This is a genomic window from Pseudomonas sp. A0308, from assembly GCF_044218815.1.
GTDB classification, from domain to species: domain Bacteria; phylum Pseudomonadota; class Gammaproteobacteria; order Pseudomonadales; family Pseudomonadaceae; genus Aquipseudomonas; species Aquipseudomonas iridis.
On sequence record NZ_CP162581.1, the window covers coordinates 3580081 to 3606917 of the forward strand.

Below are 26837 nucleotides of genomic sequence, written 5' to 3' on the forward strand. Positions count from 1 at the left end.
AGTTACAGCGTGAAAGGACTTTCGGTTCTTGTCGGCAGCCTGTTGTTGGCCACCGCTTCAATAGCATTCGCCGCCGACCCCGACATCAAGGATTATCTCGTCGCGCCAATTTTCAGCGGCCCCCACCATGCGCTGGTGCCGCAGGAAAACAGCAATCCGGTGATGGACAGTGCGCGAGCGAAGGCCTTGAAAGGCAAGGTCAACTTCGCGGGCCATTACATCCTCAATCCGTTGGGTTGTGGCGGCGGTGCCGTCTGCGCCGAAGTCCTTGATGCACAAACCGGAGAAGTCGCTGGCGGCCTGCCGAATGCCTACGACGGCAGCACGTTCGCCATGCTCTACCAACCTGACAGCCGCTTGATCCTTATTTCCGGCATCACCCTCGACGGTGAAGAAGATGCCCAGGGGAATTCGCTGGAAAGCGTCAACCGGGATCGCTACTACGAGTTTGTGAACAACGAATTCCGGCTGCTGAGCATGACCGACGCGGAATCGCCGCCGCTTGATTAAGGATGATGGGATGAACCGTTTTTTCATTCGGCCCGTGCTGAGTGTGCTTCTGCTTTTGCCTTACGCCATGACGGCGATTGCCAGTGAGGGGAGTTGCTATGGCTACCTCACCGAAATGGTCAGGAGCAGCGACTTCCCGTTTCAGTACGTCGGCAAGGACAAGGTCAATCTGCTTATCGACGACGATGACGGTGAAACCGTTCGAGCGCAGTTGTTCTTTGACACCGACGGCACCGGCACCATTGGCTGGATCAAATACACCCCGGCAACGCGCGTGTTGCTCAATACCTCGGCGGAACTGGACGAGCCGGTGGAATTGTCTTTCGACGCCAGGTTCGCCGATGGCTACGCAAATTGTCTGACGGAAAAACAGGCCGGATAACGGCGAAAGGGAATTCCCGATGAATCAGTTCTATCTCGCGGGCAGCCTGTCGTTGCTGCTCTCTGCGCCGGCGTTCGCTGCGCCGGTAGATGCTTATAGGTAAGTGTAGGAGAGGTGTGACTTGGTAGTCATCGTGCAGGAAAATAACAGCATCCTCTTCCAACGTTTGCCAATAGTGGCGTTATCGTCCGAATCCCTTACACTGCCCCGGCCGTTCATTTTTCTTTTGAGGCTGTGCGCATGAAATTTCGTTTTCTTCTGTGGATGCTGGGTCTGTTGATGGGTAAGGCCAGTCGGACAAATCCTGCGTTCCAGCAGCAGTTGGGGGACAAGGATCTGGTGTTTCAGATGCAGACGCTGGACGGGAAGGTGGCGCGGCATTTCGTGGTGAAGAATCAGCGGATTACCAGCAAGTCTGGCACAGTGGCAGAGCCGGCGTTTGCGATTGCCTTTAAAGATGCAGCGTATGGTTTTGCCACGATGCAGGCGAAGAACAAGCAATTGGCATTCATGCAGGGGATTCAGGACAAGTCGATCCAGATCAAGGGCAATCCGGCGCTGGTGATGTGGTTTCAGGGGTTGATGAAGTATTTGAAGCCGAGGAAGGCCAAGCCTAAGGCTTGATGCGGGCAGTTGGACCGAGTTGGATTCTTCGCGAGCAGGCTCGCTCCCACAGGGATTTTGGTAATCCTGAGGGAGCGGGCCTGTTTGCGTTTAGGCCTGGCTGAATTGCGAAGCCAGTTCGCGCAACAGGACTTCAGCCTCAAGCACTTTGCTGACGACGTCGTTGGCTTTTTCGCGGGTCAGGCCGACGCGTTCTAGCAGGGCGTCGGGGATGTCTTCATCCGGGCCGGAGCCGATGCCGCGGCTGCGCAACAGGCGCACGGCCATGCAGACGAGGTTCGGGTATTCGGCGTAGGCGCCGTCGTAGCTTGGGTCGTGCTGGAAGCGCAGGGCTGTGGCCAGTTCGTCCGGCATGTCCCAGTAACGCATCAGCCACGAGCCGATCTGTTCGCGGCTGATCCCCAGCAGGTGTTGCTCGATGTAGCTGTGGCAAAGGTGCGGGTTGACCTCAAGGTGACGGCAGATCAGCGAGAAGTGCGGCGGGAATACGTGGGCCAGTAGCAGGTAGCCGAAGTTGTGCAGCAGACCGGCTAGGTAAGTCAGGCCGGCTTCCGGGCGCTGGGCGCGCGGCATGGCGCGGGTCAGGCCTTCGATGACGGCGGCGGTGTAGATCGATTGCTGCCAGTACGGCGTGGTTTGTTGTGGGTGGTCTTTCGGCAGGCTCAATGTCTTGCCGAGGGCCAGGCCCAGCGCGAGGTTGATCACCAGATCGAAACCGAGCACGCGGACGATCGCATCTTCCACCGAACGAATTTTGCCCGGCGAGGCGTAGTACGGCGACGCCGCCCAGCTCACCACTTGCGCGGCCAGCGCAGGGTCGGTTTCGACCACGCCGGTGATGTCGTCGATGGTGGCATTCGGGTCGACGCGCAGCTTGATGATCTTCTGTGCGGTTTCGGCCAGCGGCGGAATTTCGATGGTTGCTTCCAGTCGCTGCTGGATGCGTCGCGCGGTGAACGCCTGCACAGCCTGAGTGATTTCCTTGCGGTCGTCATCCGGGCGGTCGAGGTTCGGACGAATGCTGGTCAGGTTCTCGCCGAAGTTGGCGGCGCTGGCCTTGGTGAGCATGGTCTTGAAGTGTTCGCTGGTGATTTCCAGCAGCACGCCCGGTTCGCCGGAGTTGATCAGCAACTTCGGCTCGCGCAGCAGGCTTTCTTCGTAAAGGCATGGCGAACTGGTCAGCGCCGGCAGCCCTGGCAACAGGCTCAGGCTGTGTTTGCCGAGCATTTTTTGCAGGCGCTCAGTCGACACGGCGGTCAGACGACGGCCCGTCAGTTCGGCGAGACGATTGAGATCGAGCAGTTGGCTCTGTGGAAATAGCACCATCAGCGCACCGACAGCGTCGTCCAGCAACACGGCCTGGACCTTGCGCGATGCATTCAGGCCGTGGTGGTCGAGCACTTCTTCGTAGGCGATCCCGAGCTTGTCCAGCAGCAGCCGAATAACAGACGGAGCGTGCGGGGATTCGGTGGCGAGAGCAGCTTCGGTCATGGTCTGGATCCGTTTTTGAAACAAGTGCTGGAGTATAACCAGCTCTGTAAGAGCAGGCTGTCAGAAACTGCGACGGTGCTCACACTTGGCCATATTGCTGCCCGTGGCGCAGCCACCGGTCGAGCAAGGGGCTGACGTGGGTCGGCCAGCGTTCCAGCAAGGCTTGGGCGGCGTCGCGCACGGCGGGCAGCAAGTCGGCATCGCGCATCAGGTCGGCGACTTTGAATTGCAGCAGACCGGTCTGACGGGTGCCGAGCATTTCGCCGGGGCCGCGCAGTTCGAGGTCTTTTTCGGCGATGACGAAACCGTCGTTGGTCTCGCGCATGATGCCCAGGCGTTGGCGGCCGATCTGCGACAGCGGCGGATGGTAGAGCAGCACGCAATGGCTGGCCGCACTGCCTCGGCCAACGCGGCCGCGCAATTGGTGCAGTTGCGCCAGGCCCAGGCGCTCCGGGTTTTCGATGATCATCAGGCTGGCGTTAGGGACGTCGACGCCGACTTCGATCACCGTGGTTGCGACCAGCAATTGCAGGTTGCCGGCCTTGAATTCGGCCATCACCGCGGCTTTCTCGACGGGTTTCATGCGGCCGTGGATCAGCCCGACTTTCAGTTCGCCAAGAGCGGCAGTGAGGTCTTCGAAGGTGGTTTCGGCGGCCTGACAGGTCAGCTCTTCGGATTCTTCAATCAGCGTGCATACCCAGTAGGCCTGACGCCCTTCGGCGCAGGCGCCACGGACCCGTTCGATGACTTCGACGCGGCGAGTGTCAGTGACCAGCACGGTGTTGACCGGGGTTCGCCCGGGCGGTAATTCGTCGAGGATCGAGGTGTCGAGGTCGGCGTAGGCGCTCATCGCCAACGTGCGCGGAATCGGCGTGGCGGTCATGATCAGTTGATGCGGGCACATGCGCCCGCCGACACCTTTCTGCCGCAAAGCCAGACGTTGCTGCACGCCGAAGCGGTGTTGCTCGTCGATGATCACCAGCGCGAGGTTCTTGAACTTCACCTCTTCCTGAAACAGTGCATGCGTGCCCACCACCATCGGCGTGCCGCTGGCGATTTGCTCCAGCGCGGCGACGCGATTTTTGCCTTTGAGCTTGCCGGCCAGCCACGCGACTTCAATGCCCAGCGGTTCGAGCCAGCGCTTGAAGGTGATGAAGTGTTGTTCCGCGAGGATTTCGGTCGGCGCCATCAACGCGACTTGGTACCCGGCCTCCAGCGCTTGCAGCGCGGCGAGGGCGGCGACCACGGTTTTACCCGCGCCAACGTCACCCTGAATCAGCCGCAGCATCGGTTCGTGCTGACTGAGGTCGTAGGCGATTTCGTTCCCGACCCGCTGCTGGGCGCCGGTCGGGGCGAAGCCGAGGTTGGCCAGGTATTTGGGCGGCAGTTTTTCCGCTTTCGGCATGGCTGGCGCGCGCAGGGAACGCATGCTTTCGCGCAGACGTTGCTGCGACAGTTGATGCGTCAGCAGTTCTTCGAAGGCGAGGCGATGCTGGGCCCAGTGATGACCGAGGGCGAGTTCGTCGACGTCGGCATCGGCGGGCGGGTTGTGCAGGTAGCGGATCGCATCGGCCAGTGGCGCGAGTTGATAGTCGCGGGCCAGTTCGGTCGGCAGCCAGTCGGGCAGGCTGGTCGGGCCGAGCAGGGTCAAGGTCTGCATGCACAGTTGACGCAAGCGCGCTTGGGTCAGGCCTTCGGTCAGCGGATAGACCGGGGTCAGGGTTTCATCCACCGGCGGCGGCTCGTCGCCCGTGATGGCGCGGTATTCCGGGTGGTAGATCTCCAGTCCCGACGCACCGGGCCGGGCTTCGCCGTAGCAGCGAATGCGCGTGCCGCGCTTGAGGCCTTCTTTCTGCGCGTTGCTGAAATGGTAGAAGCGCAAGCTCAGGCCGCCCGTGCCGTCCTGCAAGCGCACGACGAGGCTGCGGCGACGGCCCATGACCACGTCGGCGCCGCTGACAGTGCCTTCGACCACGGCATCCTGTCCCGGTCGCAAGTGGCCGATCGGCACCACGCGGGTGCGATCCTGATAGCGCAGTGGCAGGTGGAACAGCACGTCCTGAAGATTCTCCAGACCGACCTTGGCCAATTTCTCGGCCATGGCTTCGCCGACACCCTTGAGTGCCGTCACCGACACTTGCGACAGCTCTGTCATGACGCTCGCTTAACCGGCTGTAACCGGTGCCGCTGGCTTGGCCACCGAGCACAGGCGAATGGAGTCGGCGAGAATTTCGATGGCTTTGGGCCGTGGGAAACTCGCGCGCCAGGCAATCGCCACGGTGCGGAATGGCACCGGCGGCGACAAGGGCCGCACTTCGATCACGCCCGGGGCGTAGTGGTGGCTGTCGACCGCCGACAACGGCAGGATCGAGATGCCCAGACCGGAGGCGACCATGTGGCGAATGGTTTCCAGCGAGCTGGATTCGACCGTGGTGTGCTTGGCGCCGTCACTGCCCTTGGTCAGGGTCGGGCAGGCTTCCAGTACTTGATCGCGGAAGCAGTGGCCTTCGCCGAGCAGCAACAGGCTCTTGTCGTTGAGCAGGCCGGCGTCGATGGTTTCTTTCTGGGTCCACGGGTGCTGCGCTGGCATCAAGACGTAAAACGGCTCGTCATAGAGTTGCAGGGTCAGCACGTCGGCTTCGTTGAACGGCAAGGCGATGATGATCGCGTCGAGTTCGCCGTTGCGCAGTTTGTCGCGCAGCACGTGGGTGAAGTTTTCTTCGATATACAACGGCATCTGCGGGGCGACCCGGTGCAGTTGTGGAATCAGGTGTGGAAACAGGTACGGGCCAACGGTGTAGATCGCGCCGACTTTCAGCGGAGCCGTCAGCTGGTTCTTGCCGGCCTGGGCCAGCTCGCGAATACCTTGGGCCTGTTCCAGTACTTTTTGCGCCTGGGCGACGATGCCTTCGCCGACCGGCGTCACACGCACGGCACTCTTGCTGCGCTCGAAAATCAGCACACCGAGTTCGTCTTCAAGTTTCTTCACGCCCACCGACAGGGTCGGTTGGCTGACGTGGCATTTTTCGGCGGCGTGGCCGAAATGCTGCTCTTGGGCGAGGGTGACGATGTAGCGTAATTCTGTGAGGGTCATAGCAAGCGTCCATGAAGATGCGGGCCAAGCATACCGGCTGCAATCGATAGACGCACGTTATCAGACTGAGGGAGGAGTGCGACACAGGGCAATGCCGGTTTGCCGTGCATAGATATGCAAAAGGCACCTTTCAGTGCCTTTTTGGCTGGATCTATCGGCTTGCGGATAGCCACTGCGGGAGCGAGCCTGCTCGCGAAAGCGGTGTGCCAGAAAAAATATGCGGACTGACACGGCCTCTTCGCGAGCAGGCTCGCTCCCACAGGTATTGCGGTGTGTCTTAGCGACGGCGTTCCAGCGAGTAAACAAACGGCGCAACAATTTCAATCGAGCCATTGGTCAACATGTCGGCCGGCGGCTTGGGCAGGGGTTGTGCGCGGCGGATCATTTCCAGGGTGGCCCGGTCCAGATCGGCGTTGCCGGAGCGGCCCACCAGTTCGAACGACAGCACGTTGCCCTCGCCATCAACCACGAAACGCAGACGATTCAAGCCTTCCTTGCCCCGAGCCTGTGCGCTTTGCGGGTACTTTTTGTACTTGGCCAAATGCGCAAGCAGGGTGCCTTGCCAGCTGGCCTTGGCAGCCATCTGGGCTGGCGACGGGCCTGGCGCAGGTTGAGCGGATTTCTCCGTTGGCGCCTGAGTCGGTTGTGTGTCGGCCGGTTTTTCCTCGGAAGGCTTTTCCTTGGGCGGATCGGGCAGCTTTTTCTCGACAGGCTTCGGCGGTTTAGGCTTTGGCTTCGGTTTTGGTTTCTGCACCGCGATTTCGGCTTTCGGTGCTTCGGCCAGTTTCGGAATTGGCAGTTCTTCAACCGGAGCCGGTGGCTGCGGCGGGGTGACGACTTTTGGCGGAGCTGGCGGTGGCGGGGCTGGAACCGGAGCCAGCTCGACCATCATTGCCTGGGGAGGCAGTTCGATGGGCGGGCGGGTGGTCCAGTTCAGCGCCAGCGCGATGGCCAGCGCGTGAACGCCCAGCACCACGGCCAGGCTACCGCTGTAACGCGTCAGCTTATGGCGCGTCGTGATCATTTTTTGACTGCGCTCTCGAGCCCGACCAGACCGACCTTCAGGTAACCCGCGGCACGCAGGTTATCCATCACGCTCATCAGGTCGCCGTAATCCACGCCTTTGTCGGCCTGGAAGAAGATGGTGGTGTCTTTTTTGCCTTTGGTTCTGGCGTCGAGGGTGGCGCCCAGTGTTTCAGGCTTCACTTCGTCTTCGCCGAGGAACAGGCGCTGATCAGCCTTGACGCTGAGGAACACCGGTTTCTCTGGCCGCGGCGCCGGCTTGGCGGTCGAGGCGGGCAGGTCGACTTTGATATCCACAGTGGCCAACGGCGCGGCCACCATGAAGATGATCAACAGCACCAGCATCACGTCGATGAACGGCGTAACGTTGATTTCGTGGTTCTCGGCCAGATCGTCGTCTGCGCCTTCTTTCAAATGCAGGCCCATGGCCGATTACCCCACTTTCACCATGTGCGGTTGCGAGCTGCGCTCAGGCTGGTGATCGAGGTCACGGCTGACCAGCAGCAGGACTTCTGCCGAGGCATCGGAGACCTGCGCCTTGTAACCGGCGATGGAGCGCGCAAACACGTTGTAGATCACTACCGCAGGAATCGCAGCCACCAGACCCAGTGCGGTAGCCAGCAGAGCTTCAGCGATACCAGGTGCCACGACGGCAAGGTTAGTGGTTTGGGTTTTGGCGATGCCGATGAAGGAGTTCATGATGCCCCACACGGTGCCGAACAGGCCGACAAACGGTGCGGTGGAACCGATGGTTGCGAGTACGCCGGTGCCGCTGCTCATGTTGCGACCGCAGGCTGCGACCAGACGCTCGAGACGGAAGCTGACGCGCTCCTTGATGCCTTCTTTCTCGCGGCTGTTGGTCGACAGGCGCATCTCTTCAAGGGCGTCGTGGACCAGCAGGTTGGCAAGCGTGCCTTCTTTTGCGGCAGTGGTGCTGGCTTCTTTAAGCGTGGTGGCTTTCTTCAGGGCGGCGATTTCACCACGCAGACGACGCTTGGCGCCCATCAGCTCAAAGCCCTTGGCGATCCAGATGGTCCAGGTGATGATCGACGCGATGGCCAGGCCGATCATCACGATTTTCACGATGATGTCGGCGTTCTGGTACATGCCCCAAGGCGACAGGTCGTGGGCCATGCCCAGGGTGTTGTCGGCTTCAAGGGCTTCTGGCGCGTCGGCAGGTGTGGCGTCGAGGGTTTGAACCGGAGCAGTTGCATCCGGTGCAGCCGCCGCTGGAGCGCTCTGTTCGGAGGCGGCTGGAGCAGCAGGTGCCTGAGCGTCGGCGAAAGCGGCGGTTGGCGACAGCATCAGGCTGAGCAACAGAGCCGCCACCGCGCTCCAGGCGCGAGGTCGTTTGGTTGGCGAAGCGGGGATTTGATTACGATTCATGCTGGCCGGACCTGAGATAGAAAAACGGTAATGCTCTTCCAGGCCTCGTGAGGCCGAGAACAAAAGTGGCAGGCATTATTGCAAGTAATTCTTGTTAACAAAAGTAATAGAGTAACTTTTTTTCCTTCATTGCTAGCCGCTCGTCCTCTGCCGAGGCTAGTCTGTGCCTTTCCGATGGGAGTTTTTTGATGTCCGCGCCTTCTGTTTTGATCGCCGGTTGTGGTGATGTCGGCAGCCGTCTGGCCACGCAATTGCTGGCTGCCGGTTGGGAAGTTCATGGCTTGCGCCGAAATGTCTCGCGTCTGCCTGAAGGGGTCATCGGCGTTTCCGGCGACCTGTTCAATGAAGACTGCCCGGCGACCTGGCCGGTCGGTGCCGTGGATTACCTGGTGTATTGCGCCGCCGCCACCGATCACGATGAGGCCGGTTATCGCGCGGCTTATGTGCAGGGTTTGCAGAATGTACTGAGTTGGCTGGACGACTATGGTCAAGTACCGGATCGGCTGATTTTCGTGTCCAGCAGCAGTGTTTTTGGACAGCTGGACGGCGAGTGGGTTGATGAAACGAGCGAGACCGCCGCTTCCGGTTACTCAGGTCGGTTGATGCTCGAAGCCGAGCAGGTAGCGCTCAACAGTGGTATCCCGGCGAGCATCCTGCGCCTGACCGGTATTTACGGCCCGGGCCGGGAATGGCTGTTGACTCAGGTACGGCGTGGCTATCGAGTGGCCGTTGATCCGCCGTTGTATGGCAATCGCATTCATGTTGATGACGCGGCGGGGTTGTTGGCGTTTCTGCTTGAGGCTGACCGTCGGGGCGTGGCGCTTGAGCCGGTCTACATCGGTGTCGATGATGCGCCGGCGCCGCTGGCCGAGGTGGTGGGCTGGTTGCGCGAGTTTATTGGGGTCACTGAATGGTCGGAAGATGAAAGCGTTCGGCGTACCGGTAGCAAGCGTTGCAGCAACGCGCGGGCGAAAGCGCTGGGTTGGACGCCAAAGTATCCGAGTTATCGAGAAGGGTATGCGGCGATTCTCGAAGGTAAATGCTGAATCTCAGGCTCCACAACACAACTGTGGGAGCGAGCCTGCTCGCGAAGGGTCGTCACATTCAACATCTCTGCTGACTGTGACGCCGCTTTCGCGAGCAGGCTCGCCCCCACATTTGGATCTTCGATGATTTCAGCAGCGGGTTACTGCTTCTCGAGCAACCACTTGCGCTCACCTGCGGTGAACTGCGGTTGTTCATCCGCCAGAGCGGTGTTCACCGCTTGCAGGATTTCCAGTTCCTTGCCCTTGCGCACAAAGATCCAGTTGTTGCCTTGGCCATTCTGCTGCAACCACATGCTGTCGTTGCCACTGCTCATCGATGCGCAATCGCCCGCCAGGCACAACGCGTAACGATCGGCGCCCGGCAGGCCGGAGACCTGGCCGTCGGCCTGAAACTGCACGGTGCCGCCTTCGCCCTGACCATTGGCGATTTTCCAGGTGCCGCCCATGTAGGTTGAATACAGCGCGCGTTCGAAGCTCGCACCGATCGGCGCGCCTTCGGGCACCGGGATCTGTGCGCGGTCGAAGAGCTGTTCCGGTTCGTTGTCGCTGGCGGCCTGTTGCAGTTGATTGCCGTCGCGTTTCAGCTCGCTGGCGGAGCTGCCATAAAAGTCGACTTTCCAGGCACCAGACTGTTCGCCCAGCAGCCGACCTTCGACTTTCTCAAAACCGTTGGTGTAGCGGGCCTGGCCGGCCTTGGTGTTGACGTCCCATTCCAGATTCGGGCCGTAAGCCTGAAGCGCTTCGCGCAGGGAGCCGCCCTGGGTGGCAGCATCGATCGCCACCTGATTGATCCAGGTGCCGCTGATGTCACGGTCGGCAGGGTCGCTGGCGCAGCCGCCGAGGAAAATGGCGAACAGCGAGAGAGCAAGCGCTTTGCGCATGGTGGAATCCTTTCAAAACCTTTCTTGCAGAGCAGTCGGCGCGGCGTATGAAGGCCGCGCCGTGCGCATCACTCGATGACCAGAATGGCATCCATTTCAACCTGCGAACCCTTTGGCAGGGCAGCAACGCCAATGGCGGCGCGGGCCGGGTACGGCTGGTCGAAGTATTTGCCCATGATCTCGTTGACCTTGGCGAAGTGGCTCAGGTCGGTGAGGAAGATGTTCAGTTTGACGATGTCCTTGAACGAACCGCCGGCGGCTTCGGCCACGGCTTTGAGGTTCTCGAACACCTGGACGGTCTGGGCTTCGAAGCCTTCAACCAGTTCCATGGTTTTTGGGTCCAGCGGGATCTGGCCCGACATGTAGACGGTGTTGCCAGCCTTGATCGCCTGGGAGTAAGTGCCGATGGCTGCCGGGGCCTTGTCGCTGGTGATAACTGTCTTGGTCATGCATGACTCCTTGTAATGGTGGACTTATGCACGCATGCGGGTGATGCGGATCACCCCGGTCAGTGCGCGCAGTTTCTTGATTACACGGGCCAGGTGCACACGGTCGTGAACGCTGACCACCAGTTGGACGACGCTGATACGACCATCGCGTTCGTCCATGCTGATTTTCTCGATATTGCCATCGGCTGCGTTGACGCTGCTGGCCAGCAGGGCGATCAGGCCGCGCTGGTGTTCCAGCTCGACACGCAGTTCGACGTTGAATTCGCCGGTGACATCCTTGGCCCACGAGAGCTGGATGCATTTTTCCGGGTTGTGCCTGATTTCGCTGATATTGCGGCAGTTGTCCAGGTGCACGACCATGCCTTTGCCAGCCGACAGGTGCCCGACAATCGGGTCGCCCGGGATCGGCGTGCAGCACTTGGCATAGCTCAGCACCAGACCTTCGGTGCCGCGAATCGCCAGCGGGCCTTCCGGGCTAGGCAGTTGCTCGCCTTCGCCAAGCAGGCGACGGGCGACCACGTAGGCCATGCGATTGCCTAGACCGATGTCTTCGAGCAAGTCTTCGATCAGTTCGAGGCGGTACTCGGTGAGCATTGCCTTGACGCGCTCGGCCGGAATCTTCTCCAGCGAACTGTCGAAACCGTTCAGTACCTTGTTCAGCAGGCGTTCGCCGAGGCTGATGGATTCGGAGCGGCGCTGCAGTTTCAGCGCATGGCGAATGTGCGTGCGCGCCTTGCCGGTGACCACGAAGTTGAGCCAGGCCGGGTTCGGTCGTGCGCCGGGAGCGCTGACGATCTCGACCGTGGAGCCACTTTGCAGCGGTTCGGACAGCGGTGCGAGGCGGCGGTTGATCCGGCAGGCGATGCAGCTGTTACCGACATCGGTGTGCACCGCGTAGGCGAAGTCGACGGCCGTGGAGCCTTTCGGCAGCTCCATGATCCGTCCTTTTGGCGTGAACACGTAGACCTCGTCCGGGAACAGGTCGATTTTCACGCTCTCGATGAATTCCAGCGAGTTGCCGGCCCGTTGCTGCATTTCCAGCACGCCTTTGACCCACTGGCGGGCGCGTGCGTGAGTGCCCTTCGGCTGCTCGTCACCGCTGGATTTGTACAGCCAATGGGCGGCGATGCCGTTGTTGGCCATCTCTTCCATTTCGCGGGTGCGGATCTGGATCTCGATCGGTACGCCGTGCATGCCGAACAGCGTGGTGTGCAGCGACTGATAGCCGTTGGCCTTGGGGATCGCGATGTAATCCTTGAAGCGCCCCGGCAACGGTTTGTACAAATTATGCACAGCACCCAGTACGCGGTAGCAGGTGTCGACCTTGTCGACGATGATCCGGAACGCGTAGACGTCCATGATCTCGTTGAAGGCCCGACGCTTGCCGCGCATTTTCTTGTAGATGCCGTAGAGGTGTTTCTGGCGACCGCTGACTTCGCCCTGGATGCCGTCGATAGCGAGGCAATGGCCGAGGGATTCTTCGATCTTGTTGACGATTTCCTTGCGGTTGCCCCGAGCGCGCTTGACCGCTTGGTAGATCCGCGCGGAACGCATCGGGTGCATGGCCTTGAAGCCGAGGTCTTCGAATTCGATGCGAATGGCATGCATGCCCAGCCGGTTGGCGATGGGCGCGTAGATTTCGAGGGTTTCCTTGGCGATCCGGCGGCGTTTTTCTCCGGACAGCACTTCCAGCGTGCGCATGTTGTGCAGGCGGTCGGCGAGCTTGACCAGGATCACGCGGATGTCGCGTGCCATGGCCATGGCCATTTTCTGGAAGTTTTCAGCCTGGGCTTCGGCCTTGGTCTCGAAGTTCATCTGGGTCAGTTTACTGACCCCGTCGACCAGTTCGGCCACGGTTTCACCGAACTGCGCTTGCAGCGCCTCTTTGGCGATACCGGTGTCTTCGATCACGTCATGCAGCATCGCAGCCATCAGGCTCTGATGGTCCATGTGCATGTCGGCAAGAATATTTGCCACGGCAAGAGGATGCGTGACGTACGCCTCGCCACTTCGTCGGCGTTGGCCGTCGTGGGCTTGTTCGGCGTAGAAATACGCTCGGCGGACCAGGTTGACCTGGTCATTGCCGAGGTAGGTCGATAAGCGATCGGCGAGGGCGTCTATGCTCGGCATGATGACTCCTGCCGTACGTTGTGACCCTGCGCCGTGCTACGTCGACCAGGCATAGGCTTAGACGGCCTCGTTGGACTCGTCCTCGAACGCTGCGAACAGCGGTTCATCCTGGACGATTTCCTGCTCGGCGATGAACTCGTAGCTCATCAGGCCTTCAGCGATTTCACGCAGCGCTACAACGGTAGGCTTGTCGTTTTCCCACTGAACCAGTGGCTCTTTGCCGCCGGTGGCCAGTTGACGGGCACGTTTGGTAGAGAGCATGACCAGCTCAAAACGGTTTTCCACGTGGTTCAGGCAGTCTTCAACGGTTACGCGGGCCATGGTATTCCTCGGAGCGAATGCAATATGCGCGCTGCCCGGTTGGGCGAGCGGACTGAGCAGTTTAAAAAAACACCAGCGATTAGGGAAGCGCTGATTTTTTGATCAACCTCTTCAACGCGCTGCAAGTGCCAATGTAAAGCCCTTGCAGCGCTTTTGGGAAGCGCTGATTAACCGAGCAATTCGGCCAGTAATTTGCCGAAACGCACCTGTTGGCGTTTCTGTTGCAACTGATTGGCGCGGAAAATCGCCTTCAGATCGTCCAGTGCATGAGCGAAGTCGTCGTTGATGATCAGGTAGTCATATTCGACGTAATGGCTCATCTCGTTGACCGCTTCGCGCATCCGCCCGTCGATAATCTCGTCGCTGTCCTGGCCGCGATTGGTCAGACGCTGGTGCAAGGCCTGCAACGATGGCGGCAAAATGAAGATCGAGCGTGCCTGCGGCATCAGCTTGCGCACTTGCTCGGCGCCCTGCCAGTCGATTTCCAGAATCAGGTCGTGGCCTTCATCGAGGGTCTGTTGCAGATGGCTTTGCGAGGTGCCGTAGAAGTTGCCGAAGACTTCGGCGCGTTCGAGGAAGTCACCGTGCTCGCCCATCTTTACGAAGGCTTCGCGGGTTACGAAGTGATAGTTCACGCCGTTCACTTCACCCGGGCGCATGGCGCGGGTGGTGTGGGAGATCGACACGCGGATCTCCGGGTTGGCATCGGTCAAAGCCTTGACCAGGCTGCTCTTGCCCGCGCCCGATGGCGCGGAAATGATGTACAGGGTGCCGGTGCTGTGGGTCATGTCGGGGTAGCCTTACTCAATATTCTGTACTTGTTCGCGCATCTGCTCGATCAACACTTTGAGGTTGACGGCTGCCTGGGTGCTGCGCGGGTCGAAGGCTTTGGAGCCCAGTGTATTGGCTTCGCGGTTGAGCTCCTGCATCAGGAAGTCGAGGCGCCGTCCGGCTGCACCGCCGGATTTAAGCACTCGGCGTACTTCTATGATGTGAGTGCTCAGACGATCCAGTTCTTCGGCCACATCGCTCTTTTGCGCGAGGATGACCATTTCCTGTTCCAGGCGCTGCGGATCCAGCTCGGCCTTCATGTCGGCAAAGCGGTCGAGGACTTTCTGGCGTTGGGTGGCGAGCATCTGCGGAACCAGTTCACGCAGGGTCACGACGTCTTCTTCGATGGAAGTCAGGCGATCGTTGATCAGCCGTGCCAGCTCCGAGCCTTCACGCTCGCGACCGGCCTTGAGTTCCTTCAGCCCCTGATTGAACAGGGCCAGGGCTTCGGCATTCAGTGCTTGCGGGTCACTGGCATCGGCGACCAGAACGCCGGGCCAGGCCAGCACTTCCAGCGGATTGAGAGCAGCAGGATTCTTGATCAGGCCGGCAATCGTTTCGGCTGCGGCGACCAATTGCGCGGCGCGCTCGCGATCAACTTGTAGCGTTTTGCCGGTGCTTTCTTCAGTGAATCGCAGGGTGCATTCCAGCTTGCCCCGCGACAGGCCCTGACGCAGTGCTTCGCGCACGGCCCCTTCGAGGTCGCGAAACGATTCCGGCAGACGCAGGTGCGGTTCCAGATAGCGACTGTTGACCGAGCGCAATTCCCAGCTCAGGGTGCCCTGTGCGCCGGCTTTTTCGACGCGGGCGAAGGCGGTCATGCTGTGCACCATGGCGGTGACCTCGCAATGCAAATCGGCGCGGAAACTGAATTCCGCAGGCGCGATATCAATGAATTTAAGCCGACTGGCAGCAAAGGCGCAGGATTGTAGCGCAGTGCGGCGAATGCGCCCAAACACACGGTGTGACAAAGGGCTGCAGCCCGTCGGTAATAAGTGTTTGAGGCCCTTCGGTCGTCCTCGCGGATTTTTAACCCGTGCCCAGTGGCGGTGCACCGCTCTATAATGCTCGGCAGTTTTCCGTCCCCAGTACAGGTATTTCCTATGAAACGTCCAAGTGGTCGCGCTGCCGATCAGCTCCGCTCGATCCGCATTACCCGCAACTACACCAAACACGCCGAGGGATCCGTACTGGTCGAATTCGGTGATACCAAAGTCATCTGCACCGTCAGCGTCGAAAACGGCGTGCCGCGTTTCCTCAAAGGCCAGGGTCAGGGCTGGTTGACTGCCGAGTACGGCATGCTGCCGCGCGCCACCGGCGAGCGTAACCAGCGTGAAGCGAGTCGCGGCAAGCAGGGCGGCCGCACCCTGGAAATCCAGCGTCTGATCGGCCGGTCCCTGCGCGCGGCGCTGGACATGTCCAAGCTGGGCGACGTTACCCTTTATGTCGACTGCGACGTGATTCAGGCTGATGGCGGCACCCGCACCGCCTCCATCACCGGCGCCATGGTAGCCCTGGTCGATGCGTTGAAGGTCATCAAGAAGCGCGGCGGCCTGAAGGGCGGCGATCCGCTCAAGCAAATGATCGGCGCTGTATCGGTGGGCATGTATCAAGGCGAGCCAGTGCTGGATCTGGACTATCTTGAAGACTCCGCCGCTGAAACCGACCTCAACGTGGTGATGACCAGCTCCGGTGGCTTCATCGAAGTGCAAGGCACTGCTGAAGGCGCGCCGTTCCAGCCAGAAGACCTGAACGCCATGCTGGAACTGGCCAAGAAAGGCATGAACGAAATCTTCGAACTGCAGAAGTCAGCACTGGCTGACTGATCAGGTTGATAACCCGCAAGGAGGACGCGATGAGTGACCAAGAGCTGCTGCCCAAACCGAGCCAGGAGGTTCGTCAGTGGGCGATGTTTTGTCACTTGTCCGCCTTGCTGGGGATCTGGATTCCTTTCGGCAATCTGATCGGGCCGCTGATTCTGTGGCAGATGAAGCGTGAGTCGGATCCGTTTATCGATGCACAGGGCAAAGAGGCGCTGAATTTTCAGATCACCGTCGCAATTGTTACCGCGATCTGCATTCTGCTGATGCTGGTCATCGTAGGTTTCTTCCTTTATGGACTGGTCACCATTGCTGCGTTGGTTTTGGCGATCATCGGTGGTGTGAAAGCTAACGAAGGTTTTCCCTATCGTTATCCGTTTACTTGGCGCCTTATCAAGTAGCGATCAACGCCTGCAAAAGATTTGCATTTTTGCAATTAAACCCGTTTCAAAAGTGTGTAGGAATGATCTTGCTGCGATGAGTGGTAGTTGAGATTGCTATATACATCAGCCTCTTACATCTTTAGTCACAACTGCGCCAACATAGTACTGCCCATGTCCTTGGCAATCAGGCGGAGTGGTTGTTAAAGTCCCCGCACGTCATATTCCTGCAGAATATTTCGATGTATTCAGGCCAGCGAAGGTCCTTGAAATCCAATTCAATCAGTGTTGAGAAAGTCAGCCAATTCATGAGGTGTGGACAGGTATAAAGTTCGCCTCTGAATATCTAGCCAAGAATAATCCCAATGATTCAGCTCGATTTTTATGGAACGCTTGTGGCCGCTTCCCTGGTGCTTTTGCTAGGGCGCGGACTTGTTACACGTATTGCTTTTCTGCGTAATTACAATATTCCTGAGCCCGTCGCCGGTGGCCTGGTCGTGGCGCTGGCTCTTCTGTTGCTACGAACGTTCGACATCGAGGTTCGCTTCGACACTTCGCTGCAAACACCTTTGATGCTGGCGTTTTTCGCCACTATTGGCTTGAGTGCCGATTTTGCCAGCCTGAAGAAAGGTGGGCGTGTAGTGGGCATATTCGTGCTGGCGGTCACCGGCTTGCTGGTGGTTCAGAATGCCTTGGGCATCGGTCTGGCCACTGCGCTGGGGCTGGACCCGTTGATGGGTCTACTGACAGGTTCGATAACGCTGGCGGGCGGTCATGGCACAGGCGCTGCGTGGGGCACGGTGTTTAGTGAGAAGTACGGTCTGGCATCCGCCTCCGAGCTCGCCATGGCATCTGCGACGTTTGGTCTGGTGTTGGGTGGGTTGATTGGTGGTCCCGTGGCTCGCCTGCTCATCAAGCGTGTTCGAGTGCCCGGATGCCAGCCGCAAGAAACGCCGCGATTGCCAAAAGGTTTCGAGCAGCCGAACAAGGAGCGCTCGATCACCCCGTTCTCGTTTATCGAGACACTGGCGCTGATTGCAGTCAGTCTGTTGGCCGGCAATTTGCTGAATGGTCTTCTGCACGGTACCGCATTTGAGTTGCCGACATTTGTCTGCGTCTTGTTCGTGGGTGTCGTTCTGCGTAACGGGCTATCAGCGCTGGGCTTGTATCAGGTGTTCGAGCGCGAAGTCTCGGTGTTGGGGAATGTCAGCCTGTCGCTGTTTCTGGCGATTGCCTTGATGTCGCTCAAGCTGTGGGATCTGGCAGCACTGGCACTACCGATATTCATCATCCTGGCTGCGCAAACACTGGTCATGGCGCTGTTTGCGATTTTCGTGACGTTCAGAATGATGGGCCGTAACTACGACGCGGCGGTATTGGCAGCGGGGCACTGTGGTTTTGGGCTGGGTGCGACACCGACGGCCATCGCCAACATGCAGGCGGTGACGCAGCGCTACGGTCCTTCGCAGATTGCGTTTCTCGTGGTGCCGATGGTGGGTGCATTTTTCATCGACATTATCAATGTCATCGTGATCAAGCTGTACCTGGTCTTGCCGTTTTTTGTCGCCGTCTGAGCTTCGGACTACTTTAGTCTGAGGCACAAAAAATGCCCGTATCTCGCGATACGGGCATTTTTTTGTCTGAATCGCCGCTTAGATGGTCAGCGTCCAGTCGTAGTCGACGATCAGCGGTGCGTGCTGCGAGAACCGAGGCTGACGAGGCAGGCGTGCGCTGCGCACAAAGCGCCGCAAGCCTGGAGTCAGGATCTGGTAGTCGAAGCGCCAGCCCAGATTGAGCATCTCGGCCTGTTCGTTGTCCGGCCACCAGCTGTACTGGTCGCCTTCACGGCTGACTTCGCGCAGGGCATCTACATAGCCCATGTTGCCGACAATCTCGTCCATCCAGGCGCGTTCTGGCGCCAGGAAGCCCGGGGATTGCTGGCTGTCGCGCCAGTTCTTGATGTCGAGCTTCTGCTGCGCGACATACAGCGAGCCACAATAAATGTACTCGCGACGTTTACGCCGCTGTTTGTCCAGGTACTTGCCGAAGTCGTCCATGAGCTTGAACTTCTGGTTCAAGTCCTCATCGCCGTTCATTCCCGAAGGAAGCAGCAAGGTGGCAATACTGACTTTGTCGAAATCTGCTTGCAGGTAGCGCCCGTAGCGGTCGGCCGTCTCGAAACCGAGACCGCTGATGACAGCCTTCGGTTGCAACCGCGAGTACAAAGCCACGCCACCTTGGGCGGGGACTTCAGCATCGCAGGCATAAAGGAAGTAGCCATCCAGTTGGAAGGCTGGGTCATCCAGTTCAAAGGCGGAGGCACGGGTGTCCTGCAGGCAGATGACGTCGGCATTCTGTGCTTGCAGCCAACTGAGCAAACCACGCTCGACTGCAGCCTGAATACCATTGACGTTCACACTGATGATCCGCATAAATGGCCCCAAAAATCGCGTGCGTGTATGATACACGGCGTCAAGCTAATTAGCTAAATCCGTGGTATTTGGGGTTTTTTTCATGCAAGCGTATCAGCGCGATTTCATTCGTTTTGCCATCGATCGCGGCGTTTTGCGCTTCGGTGAGTTCACCCTGAAGTCCGGGCGCACCAGTCCTTACTTCTTCAATGCCGGCCTGTTCAACACGGGTTCGGCCCTGGCGCAGCTGGGTCGGTTCTACGCCGCAGCCATTGCCGAAAGTGGCATTTCTTTCGACGTGCTGTTTGGCCCGGCGTACAAAGGTATCCCGTTGGCAGCGACCACCGCCGTCGCGCTGGCCGAGCATCACGACCGTGACTTGCCATGGTGCTTCAACCGCAAAGAGGCCAAGGCCCACGGCGAAGGCGGCAGTCTGGTTGGCGCCCCGCTGACCGGTGATGTGCTGATCATCGACGACGTGATCACCGCCGGTACCGCGATCCGCGAAGTGATGCAGATCATCGCTTCCCAGGACGGCGCCAAGGCAGCTGGCGTGCTGATCGCCCTGAACCGTCAGGAGCGCGGCAACGGTGAGTTGTCGGCAATCCAGGAAGTGGAGCGCGATTTCGGCATCCCGGTCATCAGCATTGTTTCGCTGAATCAGGTGCTGGAGTTTCTCGCTGACGATCCGCAGCTCAAGCAGCATTTGCCAGCCGTGGAAGCGTACCGCGCCCAGTTCGGCGTGTAATCGCATTCCCCTCTGTAGGAGCAGCCGTCGGCAGCTCCTACAGAGATTGCAGGCAAAAAAAGACCCCGCTCAGCCAGGCTGAGCGGGGTCTTTTTGTTTGCACCAGTTACTTACGGGCGCTTGCGATTACTGATCAGCGTACCCACACCGGTGTCGGTGAAAATTTCCAGCAGGATCGCGTTTGGCACGCGCCCGTCGATGATCAACGAGCTACCCACGCCACCCTGAACCGCTTCCAGCGCGCAACGGATCTTCGGCAGCATGCCGCCGTAGATGGTGCCGTCGGCGATCAGATCGTCGACCTGCTGGGTGCTCAGGCCGGTCAGAACCGTGCCTGACTTGTCCATCAGGCCGGCGATGTTGGTCAGCAGCATCAGCTTCTCGGCTTTCAGCGCTTCGGCAACTTTACCGGCCACCAGATCGGCGTTGATGTTGTACGACTCGCCGTTCTCACCCACACCGATTGGCGCGATCACCGGGATGAAATTGCCTTTGACCAACAGGTTCAACAGCTCGGTGTTGATCCCGACCACTTCGCCCACTTGGCCAATGTCGATGATTTCTGGCTGGGTCATCTCCGGAGTCTGGCGGGTAACGGTGAGCTTCTTCGCACGAATCAGTCCGGCGTCTTTACCGGTCAGGCCAATGGCGCTGCCGCCGTGGCGGTTGATCAGGTTGACGATGCTTTTGTTGACCTGACCGCCCAGAACCATTTCAACCACGTCCATGGTCGCGGCGTCAGTGACGCGCATGCCGTCCACGAAGTGGCTTTCGATCGACAGGCGCTTGAGCAGGTCACCGATTTGCGGGCCGCCGCCGTGAACCACGACCGGGTTGATGCCCACGGCTTTCATCAGCACGATGTCGCGGGCGAAGCCGGTTTTCAGCTCCTCGCTTTCCATCGCGTTGCCGCCGTATTTGATCACCAGGGTCTTGCCGACATAACGTCGGATGTAAGGCAACGCTTCGGACAGGACCTGGGCGGTGTGGGCGGCGGCTTCGCGTTCGAGGGTCATTCAGGGCTCCGGGTGGATCAGAACGGTAGTTGGAGATCAGGTGCAACGCGTTTCAGTTGGGCGTGGAACACATCCTTGATGCGCTGCAGTTCAGCCTCGTCATCGGCCTCGAAGCGCAGCACCAGCACCGGTGTGGTGTTGGACGCGCGCACCAGGCCCCAGCCTTTGGCGTAATCGACTCGCACGCCGTCGATGGTGGTCAGGTCGGCGCCTGCGCCCCACTGTGCGTCGTGCAATGCATCAATGATGCTGAATTTGCTCTCTTCGGTCACATGGATATTGATTTCCGGCGTAGAAATATCGTTCGGGAAGGTCGCAAACAGCTCCTCCGCGGTGGATTTTTCCTTGCTGAGGATCTCCAGCAGACGTGCGGCGCTGTAAATACCGTCGTCGAAACCGAACCAGCGTTCCTTGAAGAAAATGTGCCCGCTCATTTCACCGGCCAACAGCGCGCCGGATTGTTTCATTTTCTTTTTGATCAACGAATGACCAGTCTTCCACATTAGCGGCCGACCACCGTACTCCTTGATCAGCGGTACCAGGCGACGGGTGCATTTGACGTCGAAGATGATTTCCGCGTCCGGGTTGCGCGCCAACACGTCACGGGCGAACAGCATCAGCAGGCGATCCGGAAAAACGATGCTGCCGGTATTGGTTACTACGCCGACACGGTCGCCGTCACCATCGAACGCCAGGCCGATGTCGGCGTTGGTTTCCTTGACCTTGGCGATCAGGTCGACGAGGTTTTCCGGCTTGCCTGGGTCCGGGTGGTGATTGGGGAAATTGCCGTCAACTTCACAGAACAGCGGGATGACTTCGCAGTTCAGCGCTTCGATTAGTTGCGGGGCAATCACGCCGGCTGCGCCGTTGCCGCAATCGACCACGACTTTCAGGCGTCGCGCCAGTTTGATGTCCTGGACGATCTCGGTGTTGTAGCGGTCGAGGATCTCGACCTGGGTGACGCTGCCGTTGCCGCTGCTCAGATTGTTGGTCTTGAGGCGTTCGTGCAGAGCCTGAATCTGTTCGTTGGCGAGAGTGTCGCCGGCGATGACAATCTTGAAGCCGTTGTAGTTCGACGGGTTGTGGCTGCCGGTGAGCATCACGCCGGACTTGCCGGCCAAGACGTTGGCGGCGTAGTACAGCGCCGGAGTGGGCACCAGGCCGACATCGCTGACGTGGCAGCCACTCTCGGCGATACCGCGGATCAGCTCGGCGACCAGTTCCGGCCCGGACAGGCGGCCGTCGCGACCGACGGACACATTGGGCTCGCCTTGGGCAAGGCTCTGCGAACCGACGGCGCGGCCGATCCAGTAAGCGGTTTCGGCATTGAGGAATTCCGGCACGGTGCCGCGAATGTCATAGGCGCGGAAGATGCTGTCAGGCAGCTTCGGGGCAATCTTGGCTGGGGTGCTCATCTGCGGAAATGCTCCATCTCGAAAGTGGTGGGTCACACCGACGATTCACTCGACGGCAGGCTCAAACTGAAGGGTATGACGGCGTTTTCCACAGAGAGTTCGTGGTGTGAAAGGGCCATGACGCCTCGGCTGGCGTGGCTTTTGTCCGGCAAAACCTTGATTGGCGGTGCTAAAACCTGTCGCTGAAATAACGCAAATTTCCCCCTGCAGGAGCTGCCGCAGGCTGCAATCTTTTGACTGTGATTGTTTAAAAACAGGATCAAAAGATCGCAGCCTGCGGCAGCTCCTACGCGGATTATTTGGTGCCGGTATGGCCAAAACCACCGGTACCGCGCTCGGTTTCGACGAACTCTTCAACCATCTCGAAATGCGCCTGTACCACCGGCACAAGCACCAGTTGCGCCAGGCGTTCGCCGACGGCCATGGTGAAATCGGTCTGGCCGCGGTTCCAGCAGGAAACCATCAGCGGGCCCTGGTAATCGGAGTCGATCAGGCCAACAAGGTTGCCCAGCACGATGCCGTGTTTGTGGCCCATGCCCGAGCGAGGCAGGATCAGCGCGGCGAGGTTCGGGTCACCGATGTAGACCGACAGGCCGGTCGGGATCAGCACGGTTTCACCCGGTTTGATCACGATGTCCTGCTCCAGCATGGCGCGCAGGTCGAGGCCGGCGGAGCCCGGGGTGGCGTATTGTGGCAGCGGGAATTCGGTGCCGATGCGTGGGTCGAGGATCTTGGCTTGCAAAGCGTGCATGTAAATTAAACCTGGTTCAGACGTTCGGCGATAAAAGTGACCAGTTGGCGAGCGATCTTGCTCTTGCTGGTCTGGGCGAAAACCGTGGCGTGAAGCTCACGGTCAATTACGCTGCAGGCGTTTTCTTCGCTGTTGAAACCGATGCTCGGGTTGGCGACGTCGTTGGCGACGATCAGATCGAGATTCTTGTCCTTCAGCTTGCGTGCAGCGTAGTCGAGCAGATGTTCGGTCTCGGCGGCGAAACCGACACTGAATGGACGATCGGGGCGGGTCGCGATGGTGGCCAGAATGTCTGGGTTGCGCACCATTTGCAGGACGAAGCCGTCGCCGCTCGTAGGATCTTTCTTGAGTTTTTGCGGGGCGATGACTTCCGGACGGTAATCCGCAACCGCTGCCGAGGAAATGAACACGTCACAAGGGATCGCGGATTCGCACGCCGCGAGCATGTCGCGGGCACTGACCACGTCGATGCGCGTGACGCGATCCGGGGTCGGCAGGTGCACCGGGCCGCTGATCAAGGTCACGCGGGCGCCGGCTTCCACCGCCGCTTCGGCCAGGGCGAAGCCCATTTTTCCGGAGCTATGGTTGGTGATGTAGCGCACCGGATCGATGTTTTCCTGGGTCGGGCCGGCCGTAATGACGACGTGCTTGCCAGTCAGCGCCTGACGCTGGAAGCAGTCCGCCGCGCACTGCGCCAGATCGGTAGCTTCCATCATGCGGCCCATGCCGACGTCGCCGCAGGCCTGGCTGCCGGAGGCCGGGCCGAACGTCTTCAGGCCGCGGCTTTGAAGCAGTTGCAGGTTGGCTTGGGTCGCGGGGTCGCGCCACATCGCCTGATTCATTGCCGGCGCGACCGCCACGACGGCGTCGGTGGCCAGCACCAGCGTGGTCAGCAAATCGTTGGCGATGCCTTGGGCCAGTCGGGCGAGCAGGTCGGCGGTGGCCGGGGCGATGAGCACCAGATCGGCCCACTTGGCCAGTTCGATGTGGCCCATCGCCGCTTCGGCGGCAGGGTCGAGCAAATCCAGGTGAACCGGGTGCCCGGACAGGGCCTGCATGGTCAGCGGGGTGATGAACTCGGCGCCGCCATGGGTCATGACCACACGCACTTCGGCGCCCTGGTCGATCAGGCGACGAACCAGATCGGCGCTCTTGTAGGCAGCGATGCCGCCGCCGACGCCCAGAACGATGCGTTTCCGATACAGCCGCTGCATAGGTCTGCCTTTGATTTCGTGGGTGACATACGTGGCGAAACCCCCTCCCCAGGGTGAATCCGCCCGCAAAAAAGATGGGCTAAGATATCACAGCGACCGCTACGGAACAGCGGCGCCCACAGACAGGGAAAGTGTATGAGTATTCGCGATTGGCCTGCGGCGGAGCGCCCGCGGGAAAAGCTACTTGAACAGGGCTCTGCGAGCCTTTCCGACGCCGAATTGCTGGCGATCTTCTTACGCACTGGCGTCACTGGAAAAAGCGCGGTGGATCTTGCGCGACACCTGTTGACTCAATTCGGCAGCCTGCGCGTGTTGCTGGAGGCCGATCTTGCACAATTCAGCAAGGAGCTGGGATTAGGGCCGGCGAAGTTCGCGCAGTTGCAGGCGGTGCTGGAAATGGGCCGTCGGCATCTGGCTGAGCGCATGCGCAGGAAACCCGCACTGGAGAATCCGCAGGCGGTTCGCGATTACCTCAAATCGATGCTGCGCCACGAGCCGCACGAGGTATTTGGTTGTCTGTTTCTGGACTCCAAGCATCAAGTGTTGACGTTCGAGGCGCTGTTTCGCGGCTCCATCGACAATACCAGCGTACATCCCCGTGAGGTGGTGAAGCGTTCCCTGGCCAATAACGCGGCGGCGGTGATCCTTTGTCACAACCACCCGTCCGGGAACAGCGACCCCAGTCAGGCGGATCAGTTGTTGACCAAGCGTTTGCAAAAGGCGCTGGACCTGATTGATGTGCGGGTGCTCGATCACTTCATCGTGGGGGAGGGTGAGCCTCTGTCGATGGCGGAGTGCGGCTGGATGTAAGTCTCAGGATCATGCGCAACCTTGTGGGAGCTGGCTTGCCAGCGATAGCGCACAGGCAACATCCGTTCTGAATGTGCCGCCTTCATCGCTGCCAAGCCAGTTCCCACAGGTTTATAGAGTGACGGTTACTTGAGGTTGACCCTGGAGTAGTCCTGCCGGCCAAACGGGCTTACCGAGTAACCCTGAACGTCTTTACGTGTCAGCGCGAACGCCGTTGGGTGTGCCAGCGGCAGCCACAGTGCCTGCTGCTGAATCTGCGCCTGCGCCTGCTCGTAGAGTTTGGTGCGCACGCCTTGTTCGCTGGTGGTCTTGCCGGCGCTGATCAGCTTGTCGAGATCGGCGTTGCAGTAGCGTGCGAAGTTGGTGCCGGACTTGACTGCGGCGCAGGAAAACTGCGGCGTGAGGAAGTTGTCCGGGTCGCCGTTATCACCGGCCCAGCCCATGAACAAGAGGTCATGCTCGCCTGCTTTGGCGCGGCGAATCAGCTCGCCCCATTCGATCACGCGGATTTGCGCCTGAATGCCGATTTGCGCCAGATCCGATTGCAACATCTGGGCGCCCAGGCTCGGGTTCGGGTTGAGCAGACTGCCCGACGGCCGCGTCCAGATGGTGGTCTGGAAGCCATCCTTCAAACCGGCCTTGGTCATCAGTGCCTTGGCTTTCGCTACGTCGTGAGGGTAGCCCGGCAGGTTTTTCGCGTAACTCCAGGTGTTTGGCGGGTAAGGGCCGTTGGCTGCTTCAGCCGTGTCTTCGAACACGGCTTTGATGTAGTTGGCCTTGTCGAAGGCAAGGTTGATCGCCTGACGCACTTCCGGTTTGTCCAGTGGCGGATGCTGGCTGTTGATGCCGACGAAGGCGGTCATGAATGCGTCGGTTTTTTCGACTTTCAGCGTCGGCTCTTTCTGCGCAGCCTCTACGTCCAAGGGTTTTGGCGACAGGGCAATCTGGCATTCATTGCGTCGCAGTTTTTGCAGGCGCACGTTGGCATCTGGCGTAATCGCGAAGATCAGCGGATCCACGGCGGGCTTGCCACGGAAGTAGTCCGGGTTGGCCTTGTAGCGGACCGCGGCGTCTTTCTGGAATCGCGTGAAGACAAACGGGCCGGTGCCGATTGGCTGGCTGTTGAGCTTGTCGGTGGCGTTGGCCTTCAACAGTTTGTCGGCGTATTCGGCGGAATAGACCGAGGCGAAACCCATGCTCAGGGTCGCCAGAAACGTCGAGTCCGGGTGATCAAGTGTGAAGCGCACAGTCAGTGGGTCCAGCGCGTCGATCTTCTTGATGAGTGCCGATAGTTGCATCGATTGCGCGTGAGGGAAGCCGCTTTGGGCAACTTTGTGCCAGGGATTGGCCGGATCGAGCATGCGGTCGAAACTGAATTTGACGTCTTCGGCAGTCAGCTCGCGGGTTGGCTTGAAGTACTCGGTCGTATGAAATTTGACCTGCGGGTGCAATTTGAAGATATAAGTCAGGCCGTCGGTGCTGATTTCCCAGCTGTCGGCCAGGCTCGGGATGACCTTGCCGCTGGCAGTATCGAAATCAACCAGGCGGTTCATCAGCACATCGGCCGACGCATTGGTGGTGGTCAGCGAGTTGTACTGCACCACATCGAAGCCTTCAAGGCTCGCCTCGGTGCAGACGCTCAGTGCGGCGGCCTGGGCCAGAGGGCTCAGCAGGAGCGGGGCGAACAGCAGGGGTAGGGCAGCGAGGCGCATGGTCGGTTTCCTATTACAGATCGAAGGCCCATCTGCAAGTGCAGTCTGGAAAAGTCCTACCCTAGAGGTCGCGATTGCAAATGACTATCCCCTTTTGTATTTTCGCAGACGTTTTTACGCAGTTCCGGCGTGTGCTCGGTGCAACGACTAGCCAGAATCGGGCGCATGAGCGGTTTTCTTCGACGAGTGGTAAAACCCCTTCCCGGCCTTTGTCCAAGGCGTTCGCGAGCAGAATCTGCGTCTTTTTGTGGATTGATTGCACACGGAAAGTTGTTGCACCCCAGTCTTTCTGGTATAAAGCAGCGCTCTTTTCTAGGGGCCCGGTTCCTTCACTGTAGGTGTAGCCGGTAAGACCTCTAAAGAAACGCGGCGCCTGGCGCCAAATGACTGAG

The 26837-nt window shown here is 59.6% G+C and carries 26 protein-coding genes and 1 pseudogene; 9 read left to right on the top strand and 18 right to left on the bottom strand.

The features are described from left to right. Nucleotides 1–9 precede the first annotated feature (9 nt). The 3 genes from AB4P92_RS16445 (at nucleotide 10) to AB4P92_RS16455 (ending at nucleotide 1516) form a co-directional block, all read left to right on the top strand. Nucleotides 10–510 (top strand): hypothetical protein, encoded by a 501-nt coding sequence (locus tag AB4P92_RS16445; protein WP_395597891.1) that lies wholly within the window; start codon nucleotides 10–12, stop codon nucleotides 508–510. 10 nt (nucleotides 511–520) lie between these two features. Then, nucleotides 521–892 carry a hypothetical protein gene (locus AB4P92_RS16450; RefSeq protein WP_395597892.1) on the top strand — a complete coding sequence of 124 codons (372 nt, stop codon included), beginning with the start codon at nucleotides 521–523 and terminating at the stop codon, nucleotides 890–892. A gap of 240 nt (nucleotides 893–1132) precedes the next feature. Further along, nucleotides 1133–1516: an SCP2 sterol-binding domain-containing protein gene (locus AB4P92_RS16455; protein ID WP_395597893.1), complete on the top strand. Its 384-nt coding sequence runs from the start codon at nucleotides 1133–1135 to the stop codon at nucleotides 1514–1516. A gap of 90 nt (nucleotides 1517–1606) precedes the next feature. Here AB4P92_RS16455 and AB4P92_RS16460 read toward each other — a convergent pair whose 3' ends face one another. The 6 genes from AB4P92_RS16460 to exbB all read right to left on the bottom strand — a co-directional run bounded on the left by AB4P92_RS16460 (nucleotide 1607) and on the right by exbB (nucleotide 8510). Continuing rightward, on the bottom strand, nucleotides 1607–3007 hold the full coding sequence (locus tag AB4P92_RS16460) for an aminoacyl-tRNA deacylase and HDOD domain-containing protein (RefSeq protein ID WP_047304175.1): 1401 nt from the start codon (nucleotides 3005–3007) through the stop codon (nucleotides 1607–1609). 79 nt (nucleotides 3008–3086) lie between these two features. Continuing rightward, nucleotides 3087–5162, bottom strand: coding sequence for an ATP-dependent DNA helicase RecG (recG, locus tag AB4P92_RS16465; protein ID WP_047304172.1), 2076 nt, complete (start codon nucleotides 5160–5162; stop codon nucleotides 3087–3089). 9 nt (nucleotides 5163–5171) lie between these two features. Next, entirely contained in the window at nucleotides 5172–6101 is a 930-nt protein-coding gene (locus AB4P92_RS16470; protein WP_042561765.1) for a hydrogen peroxide-inducible genes activator, read from the bottom strand. Between the two features lie 277 nt (nucleotides 6102–6378). Then, nucleotides 6379–7125: an energy transducer TonB gene (locus AB4P92_RS16475; RefSeq protein ID WP_042561764.1), complete on the bottom strand. Its 747-nt coding sequence runs from the start codon at nucleotides 7123–7125 to the stop codon at nucleotides 6379–6381. Next, nucleotides 7122–7550, bottom strand: coding sequence for a TonB system transport protein ExbD (gene exbD, locus AB4P92_RS16480; protein WP_042561763.1), 429 nt, complete (start codon nucleotides 7548–7550; stop codon nucleotides 7122–7124). Before exbD ends, AB4P92_RS16475 begins: the two co-directional genes overlap by 4 nt. Nucleotides 7551–7556: 6 nt before the next feature. After that, the gene (gene exbB / locus AB4P92_RS16485) at nucleotides 7557–8510 is read right to left on the bottom strand and encodes a tonB-system energizer ExbB (protein WP_047304169.1); all 954 of its coding nucleotides are present in this window, start codon (nucleotides 8508–8510) and stop codon (nucleotides 7557–7559) included. 188 nt (nucleotides 8511–8698) lie between these two features. On the opposite strand from exbB, the gene AB4P92_RS16490 reads away from it, so the two are divergent. Next, entirely contained in the window at nucleotides 8699–9556 is an 858-nt protein-coding gene (locus tag AB4P92_RS16490) for an SDR family oxidoreductase (RefSeq protein ID WP_395597894.1), read from the top strand. Nucleotides 9557–9696: 140 nt separating this feature from the next. On the opposite strand, the gene AB4P92_RS16495 is transcribed toward AB4P92_RS16490, so the two are convergent. From AB4P92_RS16495 to AB4P92_RS16520, 6 genes are all read right to left on the bottom strand, one after another. Continuing rightward, complete coding sequence (locus AB4P92_RS16495; protein ID WP_047304166.1) at nucleotides 9697–10437, bottom strand: hypothetical protein; 741 nt, start codon at nucleotides 10435–10437, stop codon at nucleotides 9697–9699. A gap of 68 nt (nucleotides 10438–10505) precedes the next feature. After that, nucleotides 10506–10886, bottom strand: coding sequence for a RidA family protein (locus AB4P92_RS16500; protein WP_003229509.1), 381 nt, complete (start codon nucleotides 10884–10886; stop codon nucleotides 10506–10508). A gap of 24 nt (nucleotides 10887–10910) precedes the next feature. Continuing rightward, on the bottom strand, nucleotides 10911–13016 hold the full coding sequence (gene spoT / locus AB4P92_RS16505; protein WP_007920338.1) for a bifunctional GTP diphosphokinase/guanosine-3',5'-bis pyrophosphate 3'-pyrophosphohydrolase: 2106 nt from the start codon (nucleotides 13014–13016) through the stop codon (nucleotides 10911–10913). Nucleotides 13017–13073: 57 nt separating this feature from the next. Beyond that, a complete protein-coding gene (gene rpoZ / locus AB4P92_RS16510) occupies nucleotides 13074–13337 on the bottom strand; it encodes a DNA-directed RNA polymerase subunit omega (RefSeq protein ID WP_016985812.1) in 264 nt (87 codons plus the stop codon). 167 nt (nucleotides 13338–13504) lie between these two features. Next, on the bottom strand, nucleotides 13505–14125 hold the full coding sequence (gene gmk, locus AB4P92_RS16515; RefSeq protein ID WP_042561759.1) for a guanylate kinase: 621 nt from the start codon (nucleotides 14123–14125) through the stop codon (nucleotides 13505–13507). A 12-nt stretch (nucleotides 14126–14137) separates the two neighbouring features. Then, on the bottom strand, nucleotides 14138–15001 hold the full coding sequence (locus AB4P92_RS16520; RefSeq protein ID WP_150593444.1) for a YicC/YloC family endoribonuclease: 864 nt from the start codon (nucleotides 14999–15001) through the stop codon (nucleotides 14138–14140). Between the two features lie 270 nt (nucleotides 15002–15271). Between AB4P92_RS16520 and rph the strand changes: the two genes are divergently transcribed. From rph to gltS, 3 genes are all read left to right on the top strand, one after another. Then, nucleotides 15272–15994: a ribonuclease PH gene (gene rph, locus AB4P92_RS16525; protein ID WP_042561757.1), complete on the top strand. Its 723-nt coding sequence runs from the start codon at nucleotides 15272–15274 to the stop codon at nucleotides 15992–15994. A 29-nt stretch (nucleotides 15995–16023) separates the two neighbouring features. Next, a complete protein-coding gene (locus tag AB4P92_RS16530; protein ID WP_042561756.1) occupies nucleotides 16024–16389 on the top strand; it encodes a DUF4870 domain-containing protein in 366 nt (121 codons plus the stop codon). Nucleotides 16390–16733: 344 nt separating this feature from the next. Continuing rightward, complete coding sequence (gltS, locus tag AB4P92_RS16535) at nucleotides 16734–17942, top strand: sodium/glutamate symporter (protein WP_042561755.1); 1209 nt, start codon at nucleotides 16734–16736, stop codon at nucleotides 17940–17942. A gap of 78 nt (nucleotides 17943–18020) precedes the next feature. On the opposite strand, the gene AB4P92_RS16540 is transcribed toward gltS, so the two are convergent. Further along, nucleotides 18021–18800, bottom strand: coding sequence for an exodeoxyribonuclease III (locus AB4P92_RS16540; protein WP_007920349.1), 780 nt, complete (start codon nucleotides 18798–18800; stop codon nucleotides 18021–18023). An 82-nt stretch (nucleotides 18801–18882) separates the two neighbouring features. On the opposite strand from AB4P92_RS16540, the gene pyrE reads away from it, so the two are divergent. Beyond that, entirely contained in the window at nucleotides 18883–19527 is a 645-nt protein-coding gene (gene pyrE, locus AB4P92_RS16545) for an orotate phosphoribosyltransferase (protein WP_041071932.1), read from the top strand. Between the two features lie 110 nt (nucleotides 19528–19637). On the opposite strand, the gene argB is transcribed toward pyrE, so the two are convergent. The 4 genes and pseudogenes from argB to coaBC form a co-directional block, all read right to left on the bottom strand. Then, entirely contained in the window at nucleotides 19638–20543 is a 906-nt protein-coding gene (gene argB, locus AB4P92_RS16550) for an acetylglutamate kinase (protein WP_003229488.1), read from the bottom strand. Nucleotides 20544–20560: 17 nt separating this feature from the next. Continuing rightward, nucleotides 20561–21964 (bottom strand): annotated as a pseudogene (locus AB4P92_RS16555) (phosphomannomutase/phosphoglucomutase); the annotation flags it as partial. A gap of 289 nt (nucleotides 21965–22253) precedes the next feature. Continuing rightward, complete coding sequence (dut, locus tag AB4P92_RS16560; protein ID WP_261735529.1) at nucleotides 22254–22709, bottom strand: dUTP diphosphatase; 456 nt, start codon at nucleotides 22707–22709, stop codon at nucleotides 22254–22256. Between the two features lie 5 nt (nucleotides 22710–22714). Continuing rightward, entirely contained in the window at nucleotides 22715–23923 is a 1209-nt protein-coding gene (gene coaBC / locus AB4P92_RS16565) for a bifunctional phosphopantothenoylcysteine decarboxylase/phosphopantothenate--cysteine ligase CoaBC (RefSeq protein ID WP_042561751.1), read from the bottom strand. Nucleotides 23924–24058: 135 nt separating this feature from the next. Here coaBC and radC point away from each other — a divergent pair, with 135 nt between their 5' ends. Beyond that, nucleotides 24059–24733 (top strand): DNA repair protein RadC, encoded by a 675-nt coding sequence (gene radC / locus AB4P92_RS16570; RefSeq protein WP_042561750.1) that lies wholly within the window; start codon nucleotides 24059–24061, stop codon nucleotides 24731–24733. Between the two features lie 125 nt (nucleotides 24734–24858). Here radC and AB4P92_RS16575 read toward each other — a convergent pair whose 3' ends face one another. Continuing rightward, entirely contained in the window at nucleotides 24859–26445 is a 1587-nt protein-coding gene (locus AB4P92_RS16575; RefSeq protein ID WP_395597895.1) for an ABC transporter substrate-binding protein, read from the bottom strand. Between the last annotated feature and the right edge of the window lie 392 nt (nucleotides 26446–26837).

Bases quoted from the DNA above. Each gene is read 5' to 3' on its own strand.
- AB4P92_RS16450 (WP_395597892.1), top strand. From the start codon at position 521: ATGAACCGTTTTTTCATTCGGCCCGTGCTGAGTGTGCTTCTGCTTTTG.
- AB4P92_RS16455 (WP_395597893.1), top strand. From the start codon at position 1,133: ATGAAATTTCGTTTTCTTCTGTGGATGCTGGGTCTGTTGATGGGTAAG.
- AB4P92_RS16460 (WP_047304175.1), bottom strand. From the start codon at position 3,007: ATGACCGAAGCTGCTCTCGCCACCGAATCCCCGCACGCTCCGTCTGTT.
- recG (WP_047304172.1), bottom strand. From the start codon at position 5,162: ATGACAGAGCTGTCGCAAGTGTCGGTGACGGCACTCAAGGGTGTCGGC.
- AB4P92_RS16470 (WP_042561765.1), bottom strand. From the start codon at position 6,101: ATGACCCTCACAGAATTACGCTACATCGTCACCCTCGCCCAAGAGCAG.
- AB4P92_RS16475 (WP_042561764.1), bottom strand. From the start codon at position 7,125: ATGATCACGACGCGCCATAAGCTGACGCGTTACAGCGGTAGCCTGGCC.
- exbD (WP_042561763.1), bottom strand. From the start codon at position 7,550: ATGGGCCTGCATTTGAAAGAAGGCGCAGACGACGATCTGGCCGAGAAC.
- exbB (WP_047304169.1), bottom strand. From the start codon at position 8,510: ATGAATCGTAATCAAATCCCCGCTTCGCCAACCAAACGACCTCGCGCC.
- AB4P92_RS16490 (WP_395597894.1), top strand. From the start codon at position 8,699: ATGTCCGCGCCTTCTGTTTTGATCGCCGGTTGTGGTGATGTCGGCAGC.
- AB4P92_RS16495 (WP_047304166.1), bottom strand. From the start codon at position 10,437: ATGCGCAAAGCGCTTGCTCTCTCGCTGTTCGCCATTTTCCTCGGCGGC.
- AB4P92_RS16500 (WP_003229509.1), bottom strand. From the start codon at position 10,886: ATGACCAAGACAGTTATCACCAGCGACAAGGCCCCGGCAGCCATCGGC.
- spoT (WP_007920338.1), bottom strand. From the start codon at position 13,016: ATGCCGAGCATAGACGCCCTCGCCGATCGCTTATCGACCTACCTCGGC.
- rpoZ (WP_016985812.1), bottom strand. From the start codon at position 13,337: ATGGCCCGCGTAACCGTTGAAGACTGCCTGAACCACGTGGAAAACCGT.
- gmk (WP_042561759.1), bottom strand. From the start codon at position 14,125: ATGACCCACAGCACCGGCACCCTGTACATCATTTCCGCGCCATCGGGC.
- AB4P92_RS16520 (WP_150593444.1), bottom strand. From the start codon at position 15,001: ATGGTGCACAGCATGACCGCCTTCGCCCGCGTCGAAAAAGCCGGCGCA.
- rph (WP_042561757.1), top strand. From the start codon at position 15,272: ATGAAACGTCCAAGTGGTCGCGCTGCCGATCAGCTCCGCTCGATCCGC.
- AB4P92_RS16530 (WP_042561756.1), top strand. From the start codon at position 16,024: ATGAGTGACCAAGAGCTGCTGCCCAAACCGAGCCAGGAGGTTCGTCAG.
- gltS (WP_042561755.1), top strand. From the start codon at position 16,734: ATGATTCAGCTCGATTTTTATGGAACGCTTGTGGCCGCTTCCCTGGTG.
- AB4P92_RS16540 (WP_007920349.1), bottom strand. From the start codon at position 18,800: ATGCGGATCATCAGTGTGAACGTCAATGGTATTCAGGCTGCAGTCGAG.
- pyrE (WP_041071932.1), top strand. From the start codon at position 18,883: ATGCAAGCGTATCAGCGCGATTTCATTCGTTTTGCCATCGATCGCGGC.
- argB (WP_003229488.1), bottom strand. From the start codon at position 20,543: ATGACCCTCGAACGCGAAGCCGCCGCCCACACCGCCCAGGTCCTGTCC.
- dut (WP_261735529.1), bottom strand. From the start codon at position 22,709: ATGCACGCTTTGCAAGCCAAGATCCTCGACCCACGCATCGGCACCGAA.
- coaBC (WP_042561751.1), bottom strand. From the start codon at position 23,923: ATGCAGCGGCTGTATCGGAAACGCATCGTTCTGGGCGTCGGCGGCGGC.
- radC (WP_042561750.1), top strand. From the start codon at position 24,059: ATGAGTATTCGCGATTGGCCTGCGGCGGAGCGCCCGCGGGAAAAGCTA.
- AB4P92_RS16575 (WP_395597895.1), bottom strand. From the start codon at position 26,445: ATGCGCCTCGCTGCCCTACCCCTGCTGTTCGCCCCGCTCCTGCTGAGC.